This is a genomic window from Cloacibacterium sp. (assembly GCF_047601505.1).
Lineage (GTDB): Bacteria > Bacteroidota > Bacteroidia > Flavobacteriales > Weeksellaceae > Cloacibacterium.
This window is the reverse complement of record NZ_JASGJD010000001.1, coordinates 2,417,295-2,436,148: the sequence shown is the minus strand read 5'-3', so window position 1 is coordinate 2,436,148 and position 18,854 is coordinate 2,417,295. Positions and strand designations below refer to the sequence as shown.

Here is an 18,854-nt window from a genome sequence, read left to right as displayed (position 1 = left end):
AAGATGAATTTAGATAGAACTAAAGAAGATGTTATTTTTTTCAGGATTGATAAACAAATGAAGAAAGAATGGAAGAAAAAGTGTGTAACAATGAATATATCACTTACTAGCTTGATAATCAATTCTGTTGAAAATAGAGTGATGAACGACGAAAGAAGAAAGGTAATAACGTTCATTGAAAAGCAAGATAATATATTTATAAAGATTGAAACTAATATCAACCAAATTGCTAAAATTGCCAATGCTCAGAAATTTATCAGTACACAAGACCTGAAGGATTTTTCGGAAAAGCTCTCTGAAATAGTTCTTTTGAAAAAGCAGCAGAATGAAGTTTTTCTCAAAATCTTTTCAATGCTCGCAAAATGATTGTCAAGATTATGGATGCGGCAGGGTCTGATTTTCCGGGAGTCAATTACAATGATAAGAAAATCGATAAGGGAAAAGGAGAACTGATGCTGATGAAAAATTTTCCATCATTCATTATTGAAGAGAGCAATAAGAAGCTAGTTCGAGATTATCTTAAATCAGTTTCGAAAAATGAAAAAGTTAGAAAACCACAGTTTCACGCTGTGATTTCTACCAAATTTCAGGAGCATTCCAAAGAAGAATTAACCAAAATTGCTGAAGATTTTATGAAGGAGATGGGATACGGTAAACAGCCTTATATTGTGGTTTATCACAAGGATACCGATAACAATCACGTCCACTTGGTTTCTACCAGAGTCAGTAAACAGACCGGAAAGAAAATCAATGACAGCTATGAAAAGCTGAAAGCCCAGAGAGCCATGAGCAATACAATGGAAAAACTCTACGGGCTCAAAGAACAAGAAAAATTAAGCAATCTGCTAACTTACAAAATAAGTTCCCTCCATCAGTTGGAAACTCTACTCACTAAAAATGGTTATAAGCTTAAAAAAAGCACAAATGATGAAAATGCTTTAGACATTTTAAAAAACGGAGTACTACAGCGGACACTGTCAGGAAAGCAGATTGTATTTCACAATAACAAAGGCGATGGGAGGTCGAAACAGATTAGAATGATTTTGGAAAAATATAAAAACATCTATTCCAATAAAGTTTTCAAGGTGGAAGACAGACGGAAACAAGAGGGAATGCTTCCAGAAGAAAAGCAAAAAGAAGATTGGAAACCAAAAATCGAGTTTGAAAGCGAACTGCAAAAAAAGTTGAAAGACACTTTTGGAATCGACATTGTTTTTCACCAAGCCTATGAAAAACATCAGACCAAAGAAAAATTGGAAGGCGGACTCCGCCCTTTTGGCTACACCATTATTGACCACAAAACAGGGAGCGTTTATAAAGGTAGTGATATTTTAAAAATGAACAACTTATTTGAGTTCACTTCTGAAACATTAGACAAAAAACTTTTTGAAATCCTGAAGGATTACAATATCGCTAATCAGGAAACAAAAAAGATGCTGATGGAATTATTAAAAGAACATTATCCAGAAGCTCAGATAAAGGATTTTATGCTCTTTGAAAATAAGAAACTGAAGAACAAGAAAATATATAGTGCTATAAGAGATGATGTTAAAGTATACCTCAAAACACAAAATAAAGAAAATATCAGCATCATAATGGGGGAGGATGGAAAATATTACGCCATTCATTCCAGACTTCATTACATCGGAGAACTGAAATCTATGATTGGAGAACAGCAGTATCAGGAATTTCTAAAACCGGAAATGCAAGAGGAAAGAAGCTTAGGAAATGAGCTGAGTAAAGCCATAGACGAAATGCTTTTTGAGCTGATGAAAAGCTCTGGAACAGCAAAAGATCCTGCTGAAAATGAACTCAAGAAAAGAAGGAAAAAGAGAAGATAGTAGATGGTTTTTAGTTGATAGTTGATGAAAAAATCAACATACTTCTTTAAAACCAACAACTGACAACCAACAACCAACAACTAAATATATGATTATCACATTTGCAACCCAAAAAGGCGGAACTGGCAAAACGACACTTGCTATTGCTTTCGCCAATTATATTTCAATGAGTTCCCAAAGAAAGATCAATGTATTCGACTTTGATTTTCAGAAATCCTTTTACCACAAATGGAAAGAAGATGAAATACTGGACATTCCCAAGTTGTATGATGTAGAAATTATAGAAGAAAACGAGCAGCCGTTTACAGATTTTGAAACGCTGATTAACTTGAAGGAGAGTGAAGATATTAATTTGTTTGACCTTGCCGGAACACTGGATGTGAAATACAGCGACCTGCTTATTTACAGCGATTTTATTGTCATTCCTTTCGAGTATTCCAATGTTTCTGTAAAGTCGACACTGGTATTTATCAATTTTCTGGGATTACTTGAAAGCCAGGCAGAAAGAATATTTATCCGCTCCAAATACGATAAGGGCTATAAATATCTGAATCAGGAATCAATGGATGCCGAGATCAGGAAATATGGAACCCTGTTGAAAAGTCCGGTATTCAAAAGGAATTGTTTGCAAACTATTGATACACGTAAACTGACCTATGAACAGAAATATGCCGTAAAGAATTCGTTCACTGAGTTGATAGATCATATTAATAACACTCTTGAAATCACTTTATAACCCAAAATACTCTACCGAAGATGACCAAAATAATAATTACCATTCTAGCCATTTATCTGTTTTATTACGCAGGAAATATTATCAACGATCTTTATTTTAAAAAGGATAACTCTGAAAAAAAAGAAGAAATCCAAGAGTTCTCCTTAAATGAATTTGCTGAATATAACAATGATAAAGTTCAGGATATCAGAATTGACGATGTAGAAAATATCAATGTACCCAGTTCATTCAACTCAAGAGAGCTTTCTATAATAAAGCAAGAACAGGATGAGAGTCGTGACCTTAGTTACTTCAGAAAGAAATTTGAATCCGAAGAGGATATTGATGCTTTTTACCTTGATGACAAAAATACTGAGGAACATATAGAACAGAATGAATTATCTGCTGTTAGTACAGAGGAAACTGTACCACAAGAAAAACCTACGGAAACAACTCAGGAACTCTCAAAAACTTATCATGAAAAATTTTTCCAGATCCTAAATTTAGCCGAGACCAGTGTCCAGTTGATTTCAAATAAAGAAGGACATAAGGTTTATCATTCAATGATTTAAAATTTAGCAAGTACTTTTTATCTCTTATAAGATCCACTCAATTAATGATGGATTGCACACCTTCTATGATTTTTTTTAATAAAACACACACAATTCTAACTATAAATTTTAATTATTATGAAACAACAATGTAAACATTATCAATTATTTACAAAATCATTTGCTGTTGTATTACTGTTTTTTGCATTAACCCCAATATTGGCACAAGGTGGTGCTACAGCAATTACGGATGCTGCTGATGACATTAAAGATTATTGGGATCCAATTAAACTGATTCTAAAAGCTGTTGGTGGTTTAGTAGGATTTATTGGCGGTCTTAGAGTCTATAACAAATGGACGAATGGTGATCAAGATGTTAATAAAGAAATTTTGGGTTTTGGAGGTGCAATGATCTTTTTGATTGTCGTTCCGGAATTTGTAACCTCATTCTTTGCTTAACATGGGATTCTATCTCTACAAGGGGCTTAAAAAGCCTCTTGTATTCTTCGGACTCAAAGGCAAGTATATCATTTATGCAGTGGGTGTTATTGGAGGTGGTGTCATTGCAGCATTGGTGCTCTCAAAGTTCGGATTACTAGGCTCTTTGTTGGGTCTGGTAGCAACAGCAGGAGGCGTTTATGTCCTCTTTAAAAGACAAGATAAATATGGTCTTTATAGCAAGACCAAAAATTTCAATCAGATATTCATTTTTTCCAAAAAGTTCAACAACAAAAGACTTCTACAAAATGGCAAAAACAAAAAAACAAGCATTTAACATTCCTTTTATCGGCTACGATTATGGAAAAGATAAGGGTTGGGATTTTGATGTTCTTTTTGGGCAGTATGGGAATCCTATAATCGGTATTAAAATAAAAAATATTGTTGAGCAGTATTCAGCAGACCCCGATAATTATTTGCATTTTCATACGGTTCTCAATCAGGTAGTGTCTATAATCGGTGAAGGTAGAATAGTTCAGAAGCTGGATATTTTCAGTAAAAAAAGATATACCGCAGAACCATCCAACCAGTTCCTGCAACAAAAATATTCCGAACATTTTGACGGTAGGCTATTCAAAACCATTGAAACAGTACTACTATTTACGGATATCGTAGATGATAAGCTGAAAAAGAAGAACAAGCATTACGGGTTCTCTGAAAAAAGCTATAAAGAGCTTCGTGACAAATGCCAAAAGGTGTTTATGTTTTTGAAGCAGAGCGATTGTGAACCAGAGTTTTTATTCGAGAAAGATTTGGAATATTACATTTCAGGTGTTTTGTCGATGAAGTTTAATGATGCTCCCACCTTTGATAATATCAAAAGTACCAATGAATATCTGCAAATCGGAAATAGGTTCGTTAAGAATATCTCGTATGTCGATGTAGAAAACATTGATCTGCCCTCTGAAATAGAGCCATATTCCATATTGGGAGGAAACGGAGCCGCATCTGAAACAGCCGTTGATAATTTTACTTTCATCAATGAACTAGAAGATTATGAAACCATTATTTACAATCAGGTTATTACCATTCCGTTACAGGCACCACAGCAAAGAGAACTCGACAAAAAAAAGAAAAAGCACGAAGGAGCTGCTAATAATTCTCCGTCCAATGCCATTATAGCAGAAGAAATACAAAGCCTTCTCCATAATATCGCTATTGATGGACAACTCGTGGTCAATGCCCATTTTTCCATTTTATTTTCAACAAATACTCTGGAAGAAATGGAAAGAACACTGTCCATGATTGAAAACAAGCTCTTCACAAAAGGAATTATTGTTTCTAAAAATGCGTATAACCAGCTGGAACTTTTTCGGTCAGCCATTCCGGGTAATGCTACGGAACTCAGGGAATACGATTTATTTATGACGACAAGCGAAGCGGCGTTGTGTTTTTTTTTTAAAGAAAGTTACCCTTTGAATGAAGAATCCAATTTTTATCTGCGGTTTACCGACAGACAGGGTGTACCTCTAAAAGTAGATCCTTCGGATTTACCAATGAAGTCAGGGAGAATCAACAACAGGAACAAATTTGTTTTAGGACCTAGTGGTTCAGGCAAGAGTTTTTTAATGAACAATATTATCGAGCAATATCTGACCTACAACTATGATGTGGTTATTGTGGATACCGGAGATTCCTATTCGGGAACATGCAAATATAAAGGAGGAAGATACATTCAGTATACCGAAGAAAAACCGATTACTATGAATCCTTTCCTAATGGATAAAAAAGAATTCAATATTGAAAAAATAGAATTTTTAACCAATCTGATTTTCCTGATCTGGCAAGGTCCTGATGCTACGATGTCGTCAGCACAGAAATCCATTTTAGACAATGTGCTGATGTCTTATTATCATCAATATTTCAACTTGGGAACTGAGTGGTATGAAAATAAAAGTTCTGAAGAACTCATTCTTTATCTCGGTAAATATAATATTCATGAAGAAGATATTTATGCTCAATATGAGAATGAAGTCAATGGACAACATACTTATTACGATGTTTTAGGGATTGCATTCGATGCGAGTCCAGATGAAGTTAAAGAAGCAGGAAGAAAATTATTGAAATTCTATCATCCTGATAAAAACATCAATAATCCCGACTATGACAGTGAAAAGTTTTATCAGGTATATGAAGCTTATGAAACGCTTGGTGATGAAGACAGGAGAAAAATCTATAATGAAACGCAGATGATTCTTATTACATCCAATGACATTATCAAACCACCTGAAACACCCGAAGAATGGAACGAATCATTTAGAAAAGCCATTATCAGGAAAATTAAGGAATTGGAAGAAAAGTTAGCAATCAAAGAGCTTTCCTTCAATGGATTCTATGATTATTGCAGCAAATTCCTACCTCTTTATTTGAATAATAAGAAGCATAGTATCAAAGAGAATGAATTTAATCTGAGAACTTTCTTGTTTGTTCTGAAGGACTTTTACAGGGGCGGACGTTACGGTACAACCTTGAATGAATCTGCTGACAATACGCTGTTTAACGAATCATTTATTGTTTTTGAGATTGATAATGTAAAGGATAATCCAAAGCTTTTTCCCATTGTAACACTCATTATTATGGACACCTTCATCCAGAAAATGAGGTTAAGAAAAGACCGCCGTAAAGCCCTTATCATAGAAGAAGCATGGAAAGCTATTGCCTCAAAACTGATGGGAGGATACATTTTGTATCTCTACAAAACCGTAAGAAAATTCTGGGGCGAAGCAGTAGTGGTAACACAGGAACTGGACGATATTATCGGGAATGCGGTGGTAAAAGATTCTATCATTAATAATTCCGATACATTTATTCTTCTTGACCAGACCAAATTCAAGGACAACTTTGACAGGATTGCAGCTTTGCTTTCCCTAAATAAGGTGGAGCAAAACAAGATTTTTACGATTAACAATCTCAACAACAAATCCGGAAGAAGCCGTTTTAAGGAGTTTTATCTCAAACGAGGTTCTAAGGGAGAGGTATACGGGAATGAAGTTTCTATAGAGCAATATCTGACCTACACCACAGAAAAACCAGAAAAATCCGCTGTTGAGTATTATGTACAAAAATATGGAAGCTATGATGAAGCTTTGCTCAAGATTGTAAGCGATTTGAAGAGGTTTGGTGACAGTCTTGAAAACCTCGTATCGCTGGTCAATCTATACCGGAATCCTTTGGATGAAAAAGTAATGTCATACTACTGTAAAATGAAAAACCAAAATAAAAAACTTAATGTGTTCAAAATCATCTCCCAGGAAATGGAAGATCAAAATATCAGTTTTTCAGAATTAATCAATAAAGAGGAATATCAATATGAAAAAGTTTAGCCTATTATTTTTAGCATTCGGGAGTTTAATGTATTCCCAAAATACCTACATAGATCCTACGGTTACGGCTGCGATGATTTTGTATTCGGAAAATCTAAAAGCCAAACAGAATGAAGTCATTGAGGAAACGTCAAAGTTAAAAGATGCACAAACATGGGTAGGAACCCAGATGGTAGCTGCTAATGACATTCAGAATAAAATACTGAAAGGGTTGAAAGAAGTTTCAGGGACATTACAGAATGGAATTCAGGTACAACAGATTTATTCCGAGCTGAATAAATGCTACAATTATTCGTCAGAGGTTGTCCATTTGGCTTCACAGCATCCTCAGTATGCGATATTCGGTGTAAAAGCTTCTCAAAAAACGTATGAGCAAAGTCTGAAAATCGTAACGGATGTATCTGATATTCTTGCATCGGGTGAGCTGAATTTGGCAACAACGGGAGACCGTTACAAAATCCTGCACAATATTTCCGAAAATGTAAAAAAACTAAAGCTTTGGTTATTGGCAATCAAGCTACGATTGGAAAAAGTCAACCGCTTAGGGTTCTGGAATTCCATTAATCCATTTGCCGGGTATATCAATACTGATAAAGGTATTGTAGAAAACATAATGAATAGGTATAAACGAAATTTTTAAATGTCCTAAAATGATGAAGGTTTTTCAAATTCTATTGTGTTTGATGGTTTATATAATAATTACATCATCAAGTGGTGGTTCTACGCCAGCATGGGAGCAAGAAAATGTTTCCTTTCCAATGATGAATATAGAAATAAGTTCCACGATGAAAGAACATGACAGGCAGAAAGAAATGCGACAAAAGCAAACGCTGAATGCTACTGTTGAAACTGCCAATCAATCGCAATGGAAAGGCTTCAAAGATAAGGTAACCAAAATTCAGGACAGGCTAAGAATTGTTTCATTTGCTATTCAGGCTATTCCTACAGGAATAGCGATGAGCAGGGAGATCACCAAAATTACCGACAATCAAACGGCTATTATTGATGAAATCAATACAGCTCCTTACTCCATTATAGCGGTTTTACCTTCTCAGGTTCAATTTGTAGATGATTTGCAAATGACGGTACGCCTTATAACAGGTATCATCCTGTCTTACGGAGCAATTAATCAAATGGAAAAATCAGAACGTAAAATTTTGTTGGATTATGCTTTGGGAGAAGTCAAAACTTTAAGTAGAAACTCTACCCATATGCTTTTAAAAATACGGGATATCAAAGCAAAAGTATTACGCAATAAAAGAGCTTTCCAGTACTATATCAACAGAGATAAACAAGTGGTGGAAAGTATCATGAACAATATTAAATCCTTTTAGAAATGAAGAATAAATTAAGCTTTGTTATCCTGATGTTTATAGGAGTCTTTGTAAACAGTCAGCAGGTGGTAATCAATGAAAAACTTTTATCACAGATTACTGTCAATCATGGAGTTCGTCTAGTCAGCGAACAGACTTTTTTAGATTCCTACAAAAAACAGAAAGAACTTTATGATGAGATTAATAATAAAATTACTCAGGTGATTGCCATTCAGGAATACATCTACCAGCAATTAAAAAATGTCAACTCTGCTCTTACGCAAAGTAAAAAGCTGATATATCTCTATCAGTATTTGGGTAGAATAGTAAACAATTCCAATAAAATGCTGGATTTAACTGCACAACATCCTGAATATGCCATCCTCGTGTCAAAGTATTATGTTGAAATCGGCAAACAAACAATGAAGCTTCAACGGGAAGTAACGCAGGATATTCTCAATGAAAATAAGGACTTTCTGTTGGATGCTAGTGATCGAGAAATGCTTATCGAAAAGGTTTTTACCAGAGTGAGGAACATCAACGGTAATATTCTCTATATCATTTTACGGTTGGAAAATGCAAAAAAGATTCCTTATCTCTATCAAGTTCCAGTACTTCGGAATTACCTCAATATAGACAAGTTAATAGTCAGTGATATTATTCAAAAATACAAATACCTATTTAACTAAGATTATGGAACAGCTATTCAAAAAAGGAAAATTTTTCCTCTTATTATTTGTGATCACCAATGTTTTTGGGCAAAGTGTGAAACGACTGAATGATCTCTCTATTGTTGCCCAGCATAAACGGATGGTTTTTGAAAGTTGGGGTGATTGGCGTCCCTATCCTAAATACTTCTTAGGAATTCAGACCAATTTTGCCTATGCTACAGTTTGGGGAATGTGGGCTCCCAATATCAACAGAGATTATAAGGAAGGTAATGACATAAGACCATTAAAACCAACCGGAGAACAAAATTTAAGATTCACACAATTAAAATATGAGGAAGAAGAAGCAAAAAAAATAAAAGCAACATCCGATACCATTTATAAAAGGAGTGTTCAGGATTTTGCACATTGGACTTCCGCCACGGTAGATGCAGACCCTCTTTGGTTGCTTTATTACAAACATATGCTGAAACCAATTACTGAATTTCCTGATACTCCACAAAGCTTTATGGAATGGAGGTTGAAAGACCAGCAAACCTACGAAACGCTGAATACCACAGGAACATTAAAAAGAATGCAGGAAGAACTGGACTTAATCAAAGAAAAGTACTCGATGTCCAGAAGTATGGATATGCCAAGAGGGAAGCGATTCATCATGTACCACGAAACATTGATACGTTGGAGAAAATTCGTGCAGGAACTGAGAGGTTATAATAACCGGACAACACTTCTTTTGGACTATAAGAATATTCTAAAGAACAATTTATCCACTGCTTTGCTCTCTGGGTGGACTCCGGCATCGGATAAGCAGATTGTTCAGAATGTGATACAGCAATACCAACACAAATACTAGATATGAATAAAAAAGCAACAATAATATTTTGTCTTTTCGCAATGATAATACCCGTTATGGGCTTTGCTCAGACAGATAGCGATTACAGCAACCTGCTCCAATTCTTAAAAGGTGATGGTGCTTTTGAAAAGTGGTTTATGGAAGTCTTCACCAAGCTGGATAATAGCGTACAGGATAGTGCACAAGGTTCTGCATTGGTAGGAAGAGCAATAGGCGGATTGGGAGCATTGATGTATCTCGGATATATGGGCTGGCAAATGGCGGCAGGAGATAGAGAGTGGGAAATTACTCCAATGTTGAAACCTATCCTTATTGGTTTTACTCTTGTGTACTGGACAGGATTTGTTAATTTGATACAGGCTCCTTTTGAAGCCATTGCTCAACCTGGAATAGCAATTTTCAGCGATATAGAATCCGAAGTCAATGATTTGCGGGTACAGAGATTCAAAAAGCAACAGCAACTTCTTGATGCTGTAATTAAATTAAAAGCGGAGGAAGATGCTAAACAAGAAATTATTAATAATACTAATGAAGATGCTGATGATTCATGGTATGACATAAGTGATGGAATAGATAAACTCATCCAACCCATCAAGGAATGGTCTATAAGGATGGATTTTCAACTTCAGAAACTGGTAGCTGAAATCATTGAATTTTTATGCCTTTCTATTCTTAGAGTTTGCGTCTATCTGATATTCTTTATACAAAAAATATGGGCTTATATTTTAATTATCCTAGGGCCTATTGCCGTTGGAATGGCGCTAGTTCCAGGATTTGAAAATTCTTTATACAGTTGGGTCTCAAAATTTATCAATATTAACCTTTACACTTTTGTTGCTTACACAGTGATTAATATTGGGCAGCAACTCATTGCTTCTGGTTATACCATGGAAATAGAAAGGTATGATACTCTGTTAACCAATGGAACCATTACCAATTTAGATGCTTTGATGCTATATGTGAGCAATTCTGGCATGATTTACAATCAACTTTTTACTTGTGTGGCGTATATCGTTACCGGAATCGGGGTTCTTATGACACCAACCATTGCTGACACCATTGTTACAGCTGGAGGTGCAGGAGCGATGACCAAAATGAAAAGTGCTGCAGGAAAAGTGGCAAGCAGTGCAAAGGCAGCTGTATTAGCTGTAAAAACAGGCGGAGCTACTGCTGTAAAATCGGTAGCAGCGGGTTCAGCATCAGGAAGAGTGAATAGTGCAATGAATAATAAAAAGAAATAAATAAAAAATGCTTATCAAAAACATAGAACAACGAATTAAAATCAACAAGATGGTTTCAATAGCGAGTATTGCTTTTGCTAGTTTCATTGTTATAGCAGGATTTTTCTTTGCTTTCAGAATGATTCAGGATTCCAGAAAATCCATTTATATTCTGGATAATGGGGTTCCTGTATTGGCAAAACAAACTGATGTTTTACTTAATAGACCTGTAGAGTACAAAGCGCAGATTGAGCTGTTCCACCGATTATTTTTCACACTGGCTCCCGATGATGACTACATTAAGGAAAATATTCAAAAATCTCTTTATCTAATTGATGATAGTGGAAAAAAGGAATATACCAACCTGAAAGAAAAGGGTTTTTTCAATCAGATTGTTGCTTCCAGTTCAATGGTCAGTATACACACCGATTCGATTGCGCTCAATATGGGGCAAAAGAAGTTTTCTTTTTTCGGAAAGCAAATGATTACAAGAAAATCATCGGTAATCTCCCGAAAATTAATTACGGAAGGCTTTTTTGAGGACATTATTCGAAGTCCCAACAATCCTCACGGTGTGCTGCTTAAAAACTGGCGGATTATTAATAACGAAGAACTCTCCAATCAAACAAAAAACTCTTACTAAAAATGAATGCTTTTTTCAAACAAACCGGACAAAGATGGTTAGGCTGGGCGGTAAAGAATCCGAAGAAGTTTTTTACCTATTCAATGATCTTCTTATCAGTTTCATTTATAGGCTCACTGATTCAGGGGATTTTCTATCCTTCTGAAAATGCTTTTAAAATAAAGCCTCCAATTCTGTATTCCAAAAGCCAGACTAGTCAGACATCATTTGTAAACAATGATAAAGAAATGGAAAAGATTGTCAATGAACTCAAATTACTGAAAGTAAAAAGAGATCGTAACGAATTACAGAAAGAGGACAGCCTGAGAATAGAATACCTGTTTGACCAATTTCAAAAATTAAAAAATGGCAGGTAGCACCGGAGGTAATTTATCTAAAAATCAAAAAAATGGAAAAACTTAATTTCAAACAAAAAAAATATGTATTGCCTCTTTTGGCTCTGCCGTTTGTCTTCCTGTTTACGTACATAGGAGCCCAATTTATGAAAGAGGATAAGCCAAAAGACAAACCCAAAGAACTTTCAGTTTCATTGGGAGATACGCAGGATTCTATTCTGACGAAAAATGATGCCTACGATGCATTTTTCAAAAAAGACGATAATAGAACGATGCTTAGCGGATTAGACAAGGAAGAGGACAGCTTATTAAGCTATGCTGATCAGTTATCACTGGCTCAGAAAAGGAAAATCGATTCGATGAAATCAATGTCTTCAAGACAAAACGGGTATCAGGGAAAAGGAAACCCATCTTCTTATTATAATCCAAAACAGCAAAATGAAGATAAGGATTATAAAAGGTCTTCGGAAATCATCAGGATGTTGAATGATAAATCGTATGGAAATCAGGAAAGTAGATACGCTGATACACCAAAAGAAAAGACACAAAGTCCTGATCCGGTTAAATATTTAAAACAACAAATGCTTGTGATGGATTCTTTAGAAAAATCAAGAGATCCTGAATATCAAAATAAACTGGCAGCTGAAGAAAAACTCAAAGCAAACAAAGATAAAATGGATGAGTTTCTGAACTCTACTTTCAATGTAAGCAAATCAGGCATTAATAACGATTTCAATGCTTTTTACAAGGAAAAAGAAAACAGCTTTATCAAAGCGGTAATTGACGAAAACAACAAAGGCTTTCTGGGAAGCAGAATCAGGTTCCGATTATTGGAAGACATTTTTGTAGGAAACAGAAAACTCAACAAAGGTTCTATCCTATATGGTCAAATCTCCGGATTTTCAATGCAAAGGGTTGAACTCACTATTGTATCCGTATTTACCAAAGGGGATATTCTCCCTGTCAACTTATCTATTTACGATGTTGACGGAATGAAAGGTTTGTATGTTCCGCAAAGTGTATTCAGGGATATGCTCAAAGAAATGGGAAGCAATTCGGTACAGGGAACCCAGATGGATATGGGTGGAGAAGGATTTTTTACCAGTATCGGGTCTAAGTTTTTTACTTCCACTTCCAAATCCATCGCCAACCTGATAAAGACCAACAAAGCCAAATTAAAGTACAATTCGTATGTATTTCTGATTGAAGAAAAACAACTGAAAGATTCAAAAAACCAACAAAAAAAATAAACAAATGAAAACGATATTATACAGCCTGTTGCTGTTTACAGCACAATTCTTAACCGCCCAAACAGCAACCAAAGAACAGATCTTTTCAGATCTGCCTGAAATAGAAATCACAGAAGGAATCAACCTCCATATTATTTCACCGGAACCCATCCAATATGTGGATTTATCTACTCAGAAACTTACAGGAGATTTGCCAACTGCCAATATTGCCAGAATTAAAATCACTGATACTCCTGATTCTGACGGGAAAGAGAAAGTAAAAAAGCCTGTTGCATTATTTAATGGAGATCAGATTGGAATTATCACCGTAGTCGGACAATCCTTTATTGCTCAATACAAAGCCGTTTACCGAAACTCTGAAAATTTGAATACCATCACTAATATTCAAATTCAGCCCGAAGCAATGCAGCCGATAGAGTTTTCTACAATGGTTTTTTCCAATCTTGAACTCAGAAAATTTGCTATGGATATTGTTCAGAAAAAAACAGAAAAAAATCCAATCAGAAAAGAAAAAAATCTCAAGCTTAATGTCCAGCTCAATAATGTATATGTCATGAGTGATTACATATTTTTAGATATGACCTTTAAGAACAACTCTAATCTGAGCTATAATATTGAAGATTTGAAATTTTCAATAGAGGATAAGAAAATCCATAAGGCAACCAATAATCAAAGCATTGAAATGACTCCGCTTTTCCAGTTGAATCAGAATAAACATTTCAGAAAAAATTTCAGAAATATTTATGTGTTCAAAAAATTCACTTATCCGAACTCCAAGGTAATGATGATAAGGTTAATTGAGGAACAGCTTTCAGGAAGAACCATTGAAATGAAAGTGAACTATTCCGATATTCTTAAAGCCGACACCTTTTAATTATTAATATAATGGACAGTTTTATAATAATGTACTTCGCACTCAATCTATTAATCTTGAGCGGTTATTCTGTTTTGATAATCATTTTTTATAAAAAGCGGAAAGGACTCATAAATGACTATAAACAACTACTGATTCTTAAAGAATGGTATGAAAAAGTATCAGAAGAGGCAAATCACTCCTACATTATTGAGAGTGTTGAAAAAAGAGGACACGAAGTAATTAATCAATTGAATAAGTTGAATGACAATTTTATTGAGATACAGGAAAAGCAAAAAAAACTACAGGAAGAACAACAGAAGCTTCATAGTAATCTATTAGAAGAACACAAATTATTGAATCAATATTTCGAAAATTATACTTAATGCAAGAGCAACAACATCAAATCAAGATTTATGGCTTTCTACAAAAGGCAGTATACACCGTGGTTGCGTTAGATTGTGCATCGCTCTTTTATCTGAATGCCAATATTCCTGTAGTTACCAATTTATTGAAGAATTTCAGCAAAATGAGTTTCATTTATCCTCCGATCAATGCCAAGTTTGCAACATTAGTTTTAATTGGATTGGTTGCAGTTGGGACAAAAGCAAAGAAAAAGAAAGACCTGAATATTACGACAGAAATAGTAATTCCAATGGTTATGGGATTGCTTCTGATTTTCTCTTCTTTGGTTTGGCAGAACGAGGCTGGAAATACAAAACTTCCAAAGATATTTCCTGGAATGAATTTGTATCAGGTTATATATGCAACACTTTCATTTTTAGGAGCCGTCATTCTTCAGATGGGAGCAGATAGTATTTCAAAATTAATGCAGCAAAAAATGGGAAAAGACCGATGGAATGTAGAAGAAGAATCCTTTGACCAGAATCAGGAGCTTGTAAAATCAGATGTCATGATCAATATTCCTTATTTATTCCGTTTCAAAGGTAAAAGTAATAACGGTTGGATCAATCTGAATCCATTCAGAGGAACAATGGTCATCGGAACTCCTGGCTCTGGAAAATCTTTCGGTGTGATTAATCCTGCCATTCGACAAATGATTGCCAAAGGTTTCTGTCTTTGCATTTATGATTTTAAATTTCCTGATTTAGCGCAGATTGCTTACTATCATTATCTGTTGAAAAAAAGTAAAGAAACAGATTATAATTATAGTTTCAATATTATTAATCTGAACCAAGTTGAAAAATCAAAAAGAGTAAATCCATTTCATAAAAAATACATTCAAACCTTGGCAGAAGCGCAGGAAATGGCAGAATCGATGGTGTCATCATTACAAAAAGGAGGAAGCAGCTCCGGAGGAGGCTCAGATGCATTCTTTACCCAATCGGCAATCAATTTCTTGTCTTCCTGCATTTATTTTTTTGCTACTCATGAAAATGGAAAATATTCTGATTTACCTCATATTCTTTCCTTTATGAACAGAAACTATAAAGAAATTTTTGATACCCTTTTTACCAATGAAGAAATATTTTCCTTGCTTTCACCATTTAAAACAGCGTATGATAATAAAGCTTTTGACCAGTTGGAAGGACAAATCGGAACATTGAAAATATTTCTTTCCCGACTGGCGACTAAAGAGAGTTTCTGGGTATTCTCGGGAGATGAAGTAGAATTGAAAATTACCAACAGAGATCATCCTTCTATCGTCATATTAGCATCTGACCCAGGAACACAGGATATTAATTCCGCTTTGTATTCTTCGATTTTGAACAGAACTTTAAGATTGATCAATTCCAAACACAATTTACCGGGAGGTATTATTGCTGATGAGTTTCCTACGATTTATATTCATAAAATCGACAATGTAGTGGCAACAGCAAGAAGCAATAAGGTAGCCGTTTTACTAGGTCTTCAAGAGATTCCTCAACTTCGTCAATTCTACAAAAAAGAGGTTGCTGATACTATTTCTGCAATTATGGGAAACATTATTTCTGGTTCTGCAAGAGATAAAAATACATTGGACTGGTTGGAAAAAATATTTGGAAAAATTAAGCAAAAAACCTATTCCCAGTCTATTTCTCAGCAAGGAACAACTACCAGTATTAACGAGAAAATGGACAATATGATTCCTGCCGGAAAAATAGCTACTCTTAAAACTGGAGAAATGGTGGGAATGATTGCGCAGGGTGAAGAGAACAATGCCGAAGAGTATAAGACTTCTGCAATAAGCGGGAAGATTAATCTGGATATGAATGCCATCAAAGATGAAGAAAAAAATTATGTGACAATGCCTGAATACTACTCATTTGTAGATAAATCAGGAATCAATCGCAAAGAAGAAGTATTGATGACCAATTTCAGAAGAATCAACAAAGAAATAGAGCTCATCGTTAACGAAAATATTAAAGCATAATCAAATGAAATTTATAGTAAAATTATTCATGATTTTTGGAATTTTATGTTCTCAGATATTGGTTTTTGCACAATTCAATACTCTTACTCGAACTGAGATAAAACCGAAGGAAACTCTTTCTGAAAAGCAGGATATTAAGAAAGAAAATAATCCTATTAAGAAAAAGCAAGAAAAAAAACAGAACATCATCAGTAAACTTTTCAAAGCTCCTACAAAAGCAGATTTAAAAAAGGAAATAGATTCTTTAAAAACATTGATGCTTCAATACAGCTTATCAAAAATAGAAGAGCAGAATTTGAATTCTATAAAGAATAAAGATTCTCTGCTTCAGAGATTCGGAAAGAGGGGATATTCCATTGAAAATAGAATAGAAAGACCAATTAAAAAATTTGATCTTATCAATGAAGAAGAGTTTATATCAAAAATAAGTATGCCTCTGAGTAATAGAATTACCATCACTTCTCCTTTCGGATGGCGTATGCATCCTATTTTCGGAACCTCAAAAATGCACAATGGTATTGATCTAAAAGCGCACTATGAAGATGTTCATGCTGTAATGGATGGTTATGTTACAGAAGCGGGTTGGGACTCGGGAGGCGGAGGGAATTATATTAAGATTAGACATTCCGATTCATTTGTAACTTCTTATATGCATCTCTCAGAAATCTATTACAGAGTAGGAGAGTCTGTAAAAGCTGGATTCATAATTGCAAAAAGTGGGAATTCAGGAAACTCTACTGGCTCACATTTGCATTTTTCTGTCACTGAAAATGGGAAATATATCAGTCCTATACGCTTTCTGAATGACCTCATTAAAGCCAATAATTTAATAGCCAAATATTATGAAGCAAATAAGTCTTCATTTACACCATAAAAAATACTTACTCTATGGAATATAACAATTTACCGACAGACGAATTGAAAAAGTTTGGAATTATTAACGAAGACCTTACTTTCTCCAAAAAACTTAGTGCTGAAGATATACAGAAGTTTTTGAAAGGATATACTATTGTTGCTGACAATGAAAAAAACAGAGCTACTTTCCAGCTCACAGAAAATAATACTAAGCTTAAGGTTATTTTCCTCGAAAGGGATAAAAGTTTGTCAGAAGTATTGAAAAAGAGCAAAGAAAAAATTCAGTATTCTGAAATAAAAGGACAATACAGAATCAATGACGCTAAGAACTCTGCACAATTGAACTTTTCAAGACAAGCTTTTGTTTATAACAATAAAACAAATGAAATAGTTGAGTTTGATTTTATTAAAAATGCTAAAGAGCTTACCGCAATTATTGCCGATAAAAAAGATGCTCATGAATTGAATCGATATAAAAATGAATTGTATAAGCTAAAAAGTTTCTTTTTAAAAAAAATAGACCAATATCCTGAAATTGCCAAAAAGATTAAGAATGATCTGAACATTGTTTCGAAAGAAATAAACTCAGTAAAAAGCATTTCTAGGAATGAAAAGCAAAGCACTAAAACGGGTGATTCCAATATTCAACTCAACGTGAATGACAGAGACGCGTATGAAGATGCCAATAGACTTAGAGAGGAAAACGAAGAACAATCTGAAGAAAATGAAAAAAAGCGTGGATTCAGAAGATAATAATAAAAAGTATTAACAATTAAAATCCAAACATTATGGAAACAAAAAAAGAATTTGACCAAGTAGAGTATCTAAAAAATCAGATGAAATATCTTGGTTTCGGCGAAGGAGAAAAACTTCACAAAGATTTAGAAAAAGGTATCAATTCCAAAAATCAACAATTTGAAATCAAGACCACTTCCGACAAAGCTTTGCCAGGAAATAAAGTTGATTTTGCCTTGAAATTTAACAAAACAGATAATGGTGGCATTTTTCTTAATTCGTACAACGCAAAATTGACGAACGAAAGAAATGAGGAGATTTCTCATAATTTCCCAGTCAACCGAGAAAATACTTTTACTGCAAAAGAAGCCATCAATCTTTTAGAAGGTAGAAGCGTAAAAATAGAATTTCATAATCCGAAAAGTGACCAACAGGAAACCGCTTTTGTCCAGTTCAACTTTAGAGAACCCAAAACAGAAAAAGGAAATTATCTGTTCCAAAATTTCTATAAAAATTACGGTGTGGAGACTGACAAAATTGTTGAGAAATCCAACCTTGTTTTTGATAAACCTGAATACAAAGAAAACACCATCAAATCTTTAGAAAAGGGAAGTGTTGTAAAGGTAAAATTCAACATGAATGATCAGATGATAGAAGGAAAAGCCATTCTTGATCCTCAAAACAGAAACTTGAAGTTGTATGATTCTGATATGAACCGAATCAATACCAATAAACCATTGGAAGGTATCGATCATGAAGATAAGCATGAAATAGCGAATGTCAGAGAACAAAGCATCAAACGATAACGATTTCACTTACCAAAACAT

At 34.5% G+C, this 18,854-nt stretch carries 21 protein-coding genes; all 21 read left to right on the top strand.

What is annotated here, in order from left to right; genetic code table 11:
• Positions 1 to 3 precede the first annotated feature (3 nt).
• The 21 genes from mobC (at position 4) to QM746_RS11060 (ending at position 18,833) form a co-directional block, all read left to right on the top strand.
• On the top strand, positions 4 to 366 hold the full coding sequence (mobC, locus tag QM746_RS11160; RefSeq protein ID WP_414984291.1) for a plasmid mobilization relaxosome protein MobC: 363 nt from the start codon (positions 4 to 6) through the stop codon (positions 364 to 366).
• The gene (locus QM746_RS11155) at positions 363 to 1,841 is read left to right on the top strand and encodes a relaxase/mobilization nuclease domain-containing protein (RefSeq protein WP_414984290.1); all 1,479 of its coding nucleotides are present in this window, start codon (positions 363 to 365) and stop codon (positions 1,839 to 1,841) included. The genes mobC and QM746_RS11155 overlap by 4 nt, the downstream gene beginning before the upstream one ends.
• An 88-nt stretch (positions 1,842 to 1,929) precedes the next feature.
• Positions 1,930 to 2,577 carry a ParA family protein gene (locus QM746_RS11150; protein ID WP_414984289.1) on the top strand — a complete coding sequence of 216 codons (648 nt, stop codon included), beginning with the start codon at positions 1,930 to 1,932 and terminating at the stop codon, positions 2,575 to 2,577.
• Positions 2,578 to 2,597: 20 nt separating this feature from the next.
• On the top strand, positions 2,598 to 3,128 hold the full coding sequence (locus tag QM746_RS11145; protein ID WP_414984288.1) for a hypothetical protein: 531 nt from the start codon (positions 2,598 to 2,600) through the stop codon (positions 3,126 to 3,128).
• 117 nt (positions 3,129 to 3,245) lie between these two features.
• Positions 3,246 to 3,566, top strand: coding sequence for a DUF4134 domain-containing protein (locus QM746_RS11140; RefSeq protein WP_414984287.1), 321 nt, complete (start codon positions 3,246 to 3,248; stop codon positions 3,564 to 3,566).
• Position 3,567: 1 nt separating this feature from the next.
• A complete protein-coding gene (locus tag QM746_RS11135) occupies positions 3,568 to 3,882 on the top strand; it encodes a DUF4133 domain-containing protein (protein WP_414984286.1) in 315 nt (104 codons plus the stop codon).
• Positions 3,854 to 6,928: a TraG family conjugative transposon ATPase gene (locus QM746_RS11130; RefSeq protein WP_414984285.1), complete on the top strand. Its 3,075-nt coding sequence runs from the start codon at positions 3,854 to 3,856 to the stop codon at positions 6,926 to 6,928. The genes QM746_RS11135 and QM746_RS11130 overlap by 29 nt, the downstream gene beginning before the upstream one ends.
• A complete protein-coding gene (locus QM746_RS11125) occupies positions 6,915 to 7,568 on the top strand; it encodes a hypothetical protein (RefSeq protein ID WP_414984284.1) in 654 nt (217 codons plus the stop codon). Before QM746_RS11130 ends, QM746_RS11125 begins: the two co-directional genes overlap by 14 nt.
• Before the next feature lie 10 nt (positions 7,569 to 7,578).
• A complete protein-coding gene (locus tag QM746_RS11120; RefSeq protein ID WP_414984283.1) occupies positions 7,579 to 8,262 on the top strand; it encodes a hypothetical protein in 684 nt (227 codons plus the stop codon).
• 2 nt (positions 8,263 to 8,264) lie between these two features.
• Positions 8,265 to 8,930, top strand: a complete 666-nt coding sequence (locus QM746_RS11115) for a hypothetical protein (RefSeq protein ID WP_414984282.1) — start codon at positions 8,265 to 8,267, stop codon at positions 8,928 to 8,930.
• A 4-nt stretch (positions 8,931 to 8,934) separates the two neighbouring features.
• Positions 8,935 to 9,762 carry a hypothetical protein gene (locus QM746_RS11110; RefSeq protein ID WP_414984281.1) on the top strand — a complete coding sequence of 276 codons (828 nt, stop codon included), beginning with the start codon at positions 8,935 to 8,937 and terminating at the stop codon, positions 9,760 to 9,762.
• A 2-nt stretch (positions 9,763 to 9,764) separates the two neighbouring features.
• Positions 9,765 to 11,003, top strand: coding sequence for a hypothetical protein (locus QM746_RS11105; RefSeq protein ID WP_414984280.1), 1,239 nt, complete (start codon positions 9,765 to 9,767; stop codon positions 11,001 to 11,003).
• A gap of 7 nt (positions 11,004 to 11,010) precedes the next feature.
• Positions 11,011 to 11,625, top strand: coding sequence for a conjugative transposon protein TraK (gene traK / locus QM746_RS11100; protein ID WP_414984279.1), 615 nt, complete (start codon positions 11,011 to 11,013; stop codon positions 11,623 to 11,625).
• 2 nt (positions 11,626 to 11,627) lie between these two features.
• Positions 11,628 to 11,981, top strand: a complete 354-nt coding sequence (locus QM746_RS11095) for a hypothetical protein (RefSeq protein ID WP_414984278.1) — start codon at positions 11,628 to 11,630, stop codon at positions 11,979 to 11,981.
• 32 nt (positions 11,982 to 12,013) lie between these two features.
• Entirely contained in the window at positions 12,014 to 13,210 is a 1,197-nt protein-coding gene (traM, locus tag QM746_RS11090) for a conjugative transposon protein TraM (protein WP_414984277.1), read from the top strand.
• A 4-nt stretch (positions 13,211 to 13,214) separates the two neighbouring features.
• Positions 13,215 to 14,084, top strand: coding sequence for a DUF4138 domain-containing protein (locus tag QM746_RS11085; RefSeq protein ID WP_414984276.1), 870 nt, complete (start codon positions 13,215 to 13,217; stop codon positions 14,082 to 14,084).
• A gap of 11 nt (positions 14,085 to 14,095) precedes the next feature.
• Positions 14,096 to 14,449, top strand: coding sequence for a hypothetical protein (locus QM746_RS11080; protein WP_414984275.1), 354 nt, complete (start codon positions 14,096 to 14,098; stop codon positions 14,447 to 14,449).
• Positions 14,449 to 16,437 carry a type IV secretion system DNA-binding domain-containing protein gene (locus QM746_RS11075; protein WP_414984274.1) on the top strand — a complete coding sequence of 663 codons (1,989 nt, stop codon included), beginning with the start codon at positions 14,449 to 14,451 and terminating at the stop codon, positions 16,435 to 16,437. Before QM746_RS11080 ends, QM746_RS11075 begins: the two co-directional genes overlap by 1 nt.
• A gap of 4 nt (positions 16,438 to 16,441) precedes the next feature.
• The gene (locus QM746_RS11070) at positions 16,442 to 17,311 is read left to right on the top strand and encodes a M23 family metallopeptidase (RefSeq protein WP_414984273.1); all 870 of its coding nucleotides are present in this window, start codon (positions 16,442 to 16,444) and stop codon (positions 17,309 to 17,311) included.
• Positions 17,312 to 17,325: 14 nt separating this feature from the next.
• Positions 17,326 to 18,045: a hypothetical protein gene (locus QM746_RS11065; RefSeq protein WP_414984272.1), complete on the top strand. Its 720-nt coding sequence runs from the start codon at positions 17,326 to 17,328 to the stop codon at positions 18,043 to 18,045.
• A gap of 35 nt (positions 18,046 to 18,080) precedes the next feature.
• Positions 18,081 to 18,833 (top strand): hypothetical protein, encoded by a 753-nt coding sequence (locus QM746_RS11060; RefSeq protein ID WP_414984271.1) that lies wholly within the window; start codon positions 18,081 to 18,083, stop codon positions 18,831 to 18,833.
• Positions 18,834 to 18,854: the final 21 nt, after the last annotated feature.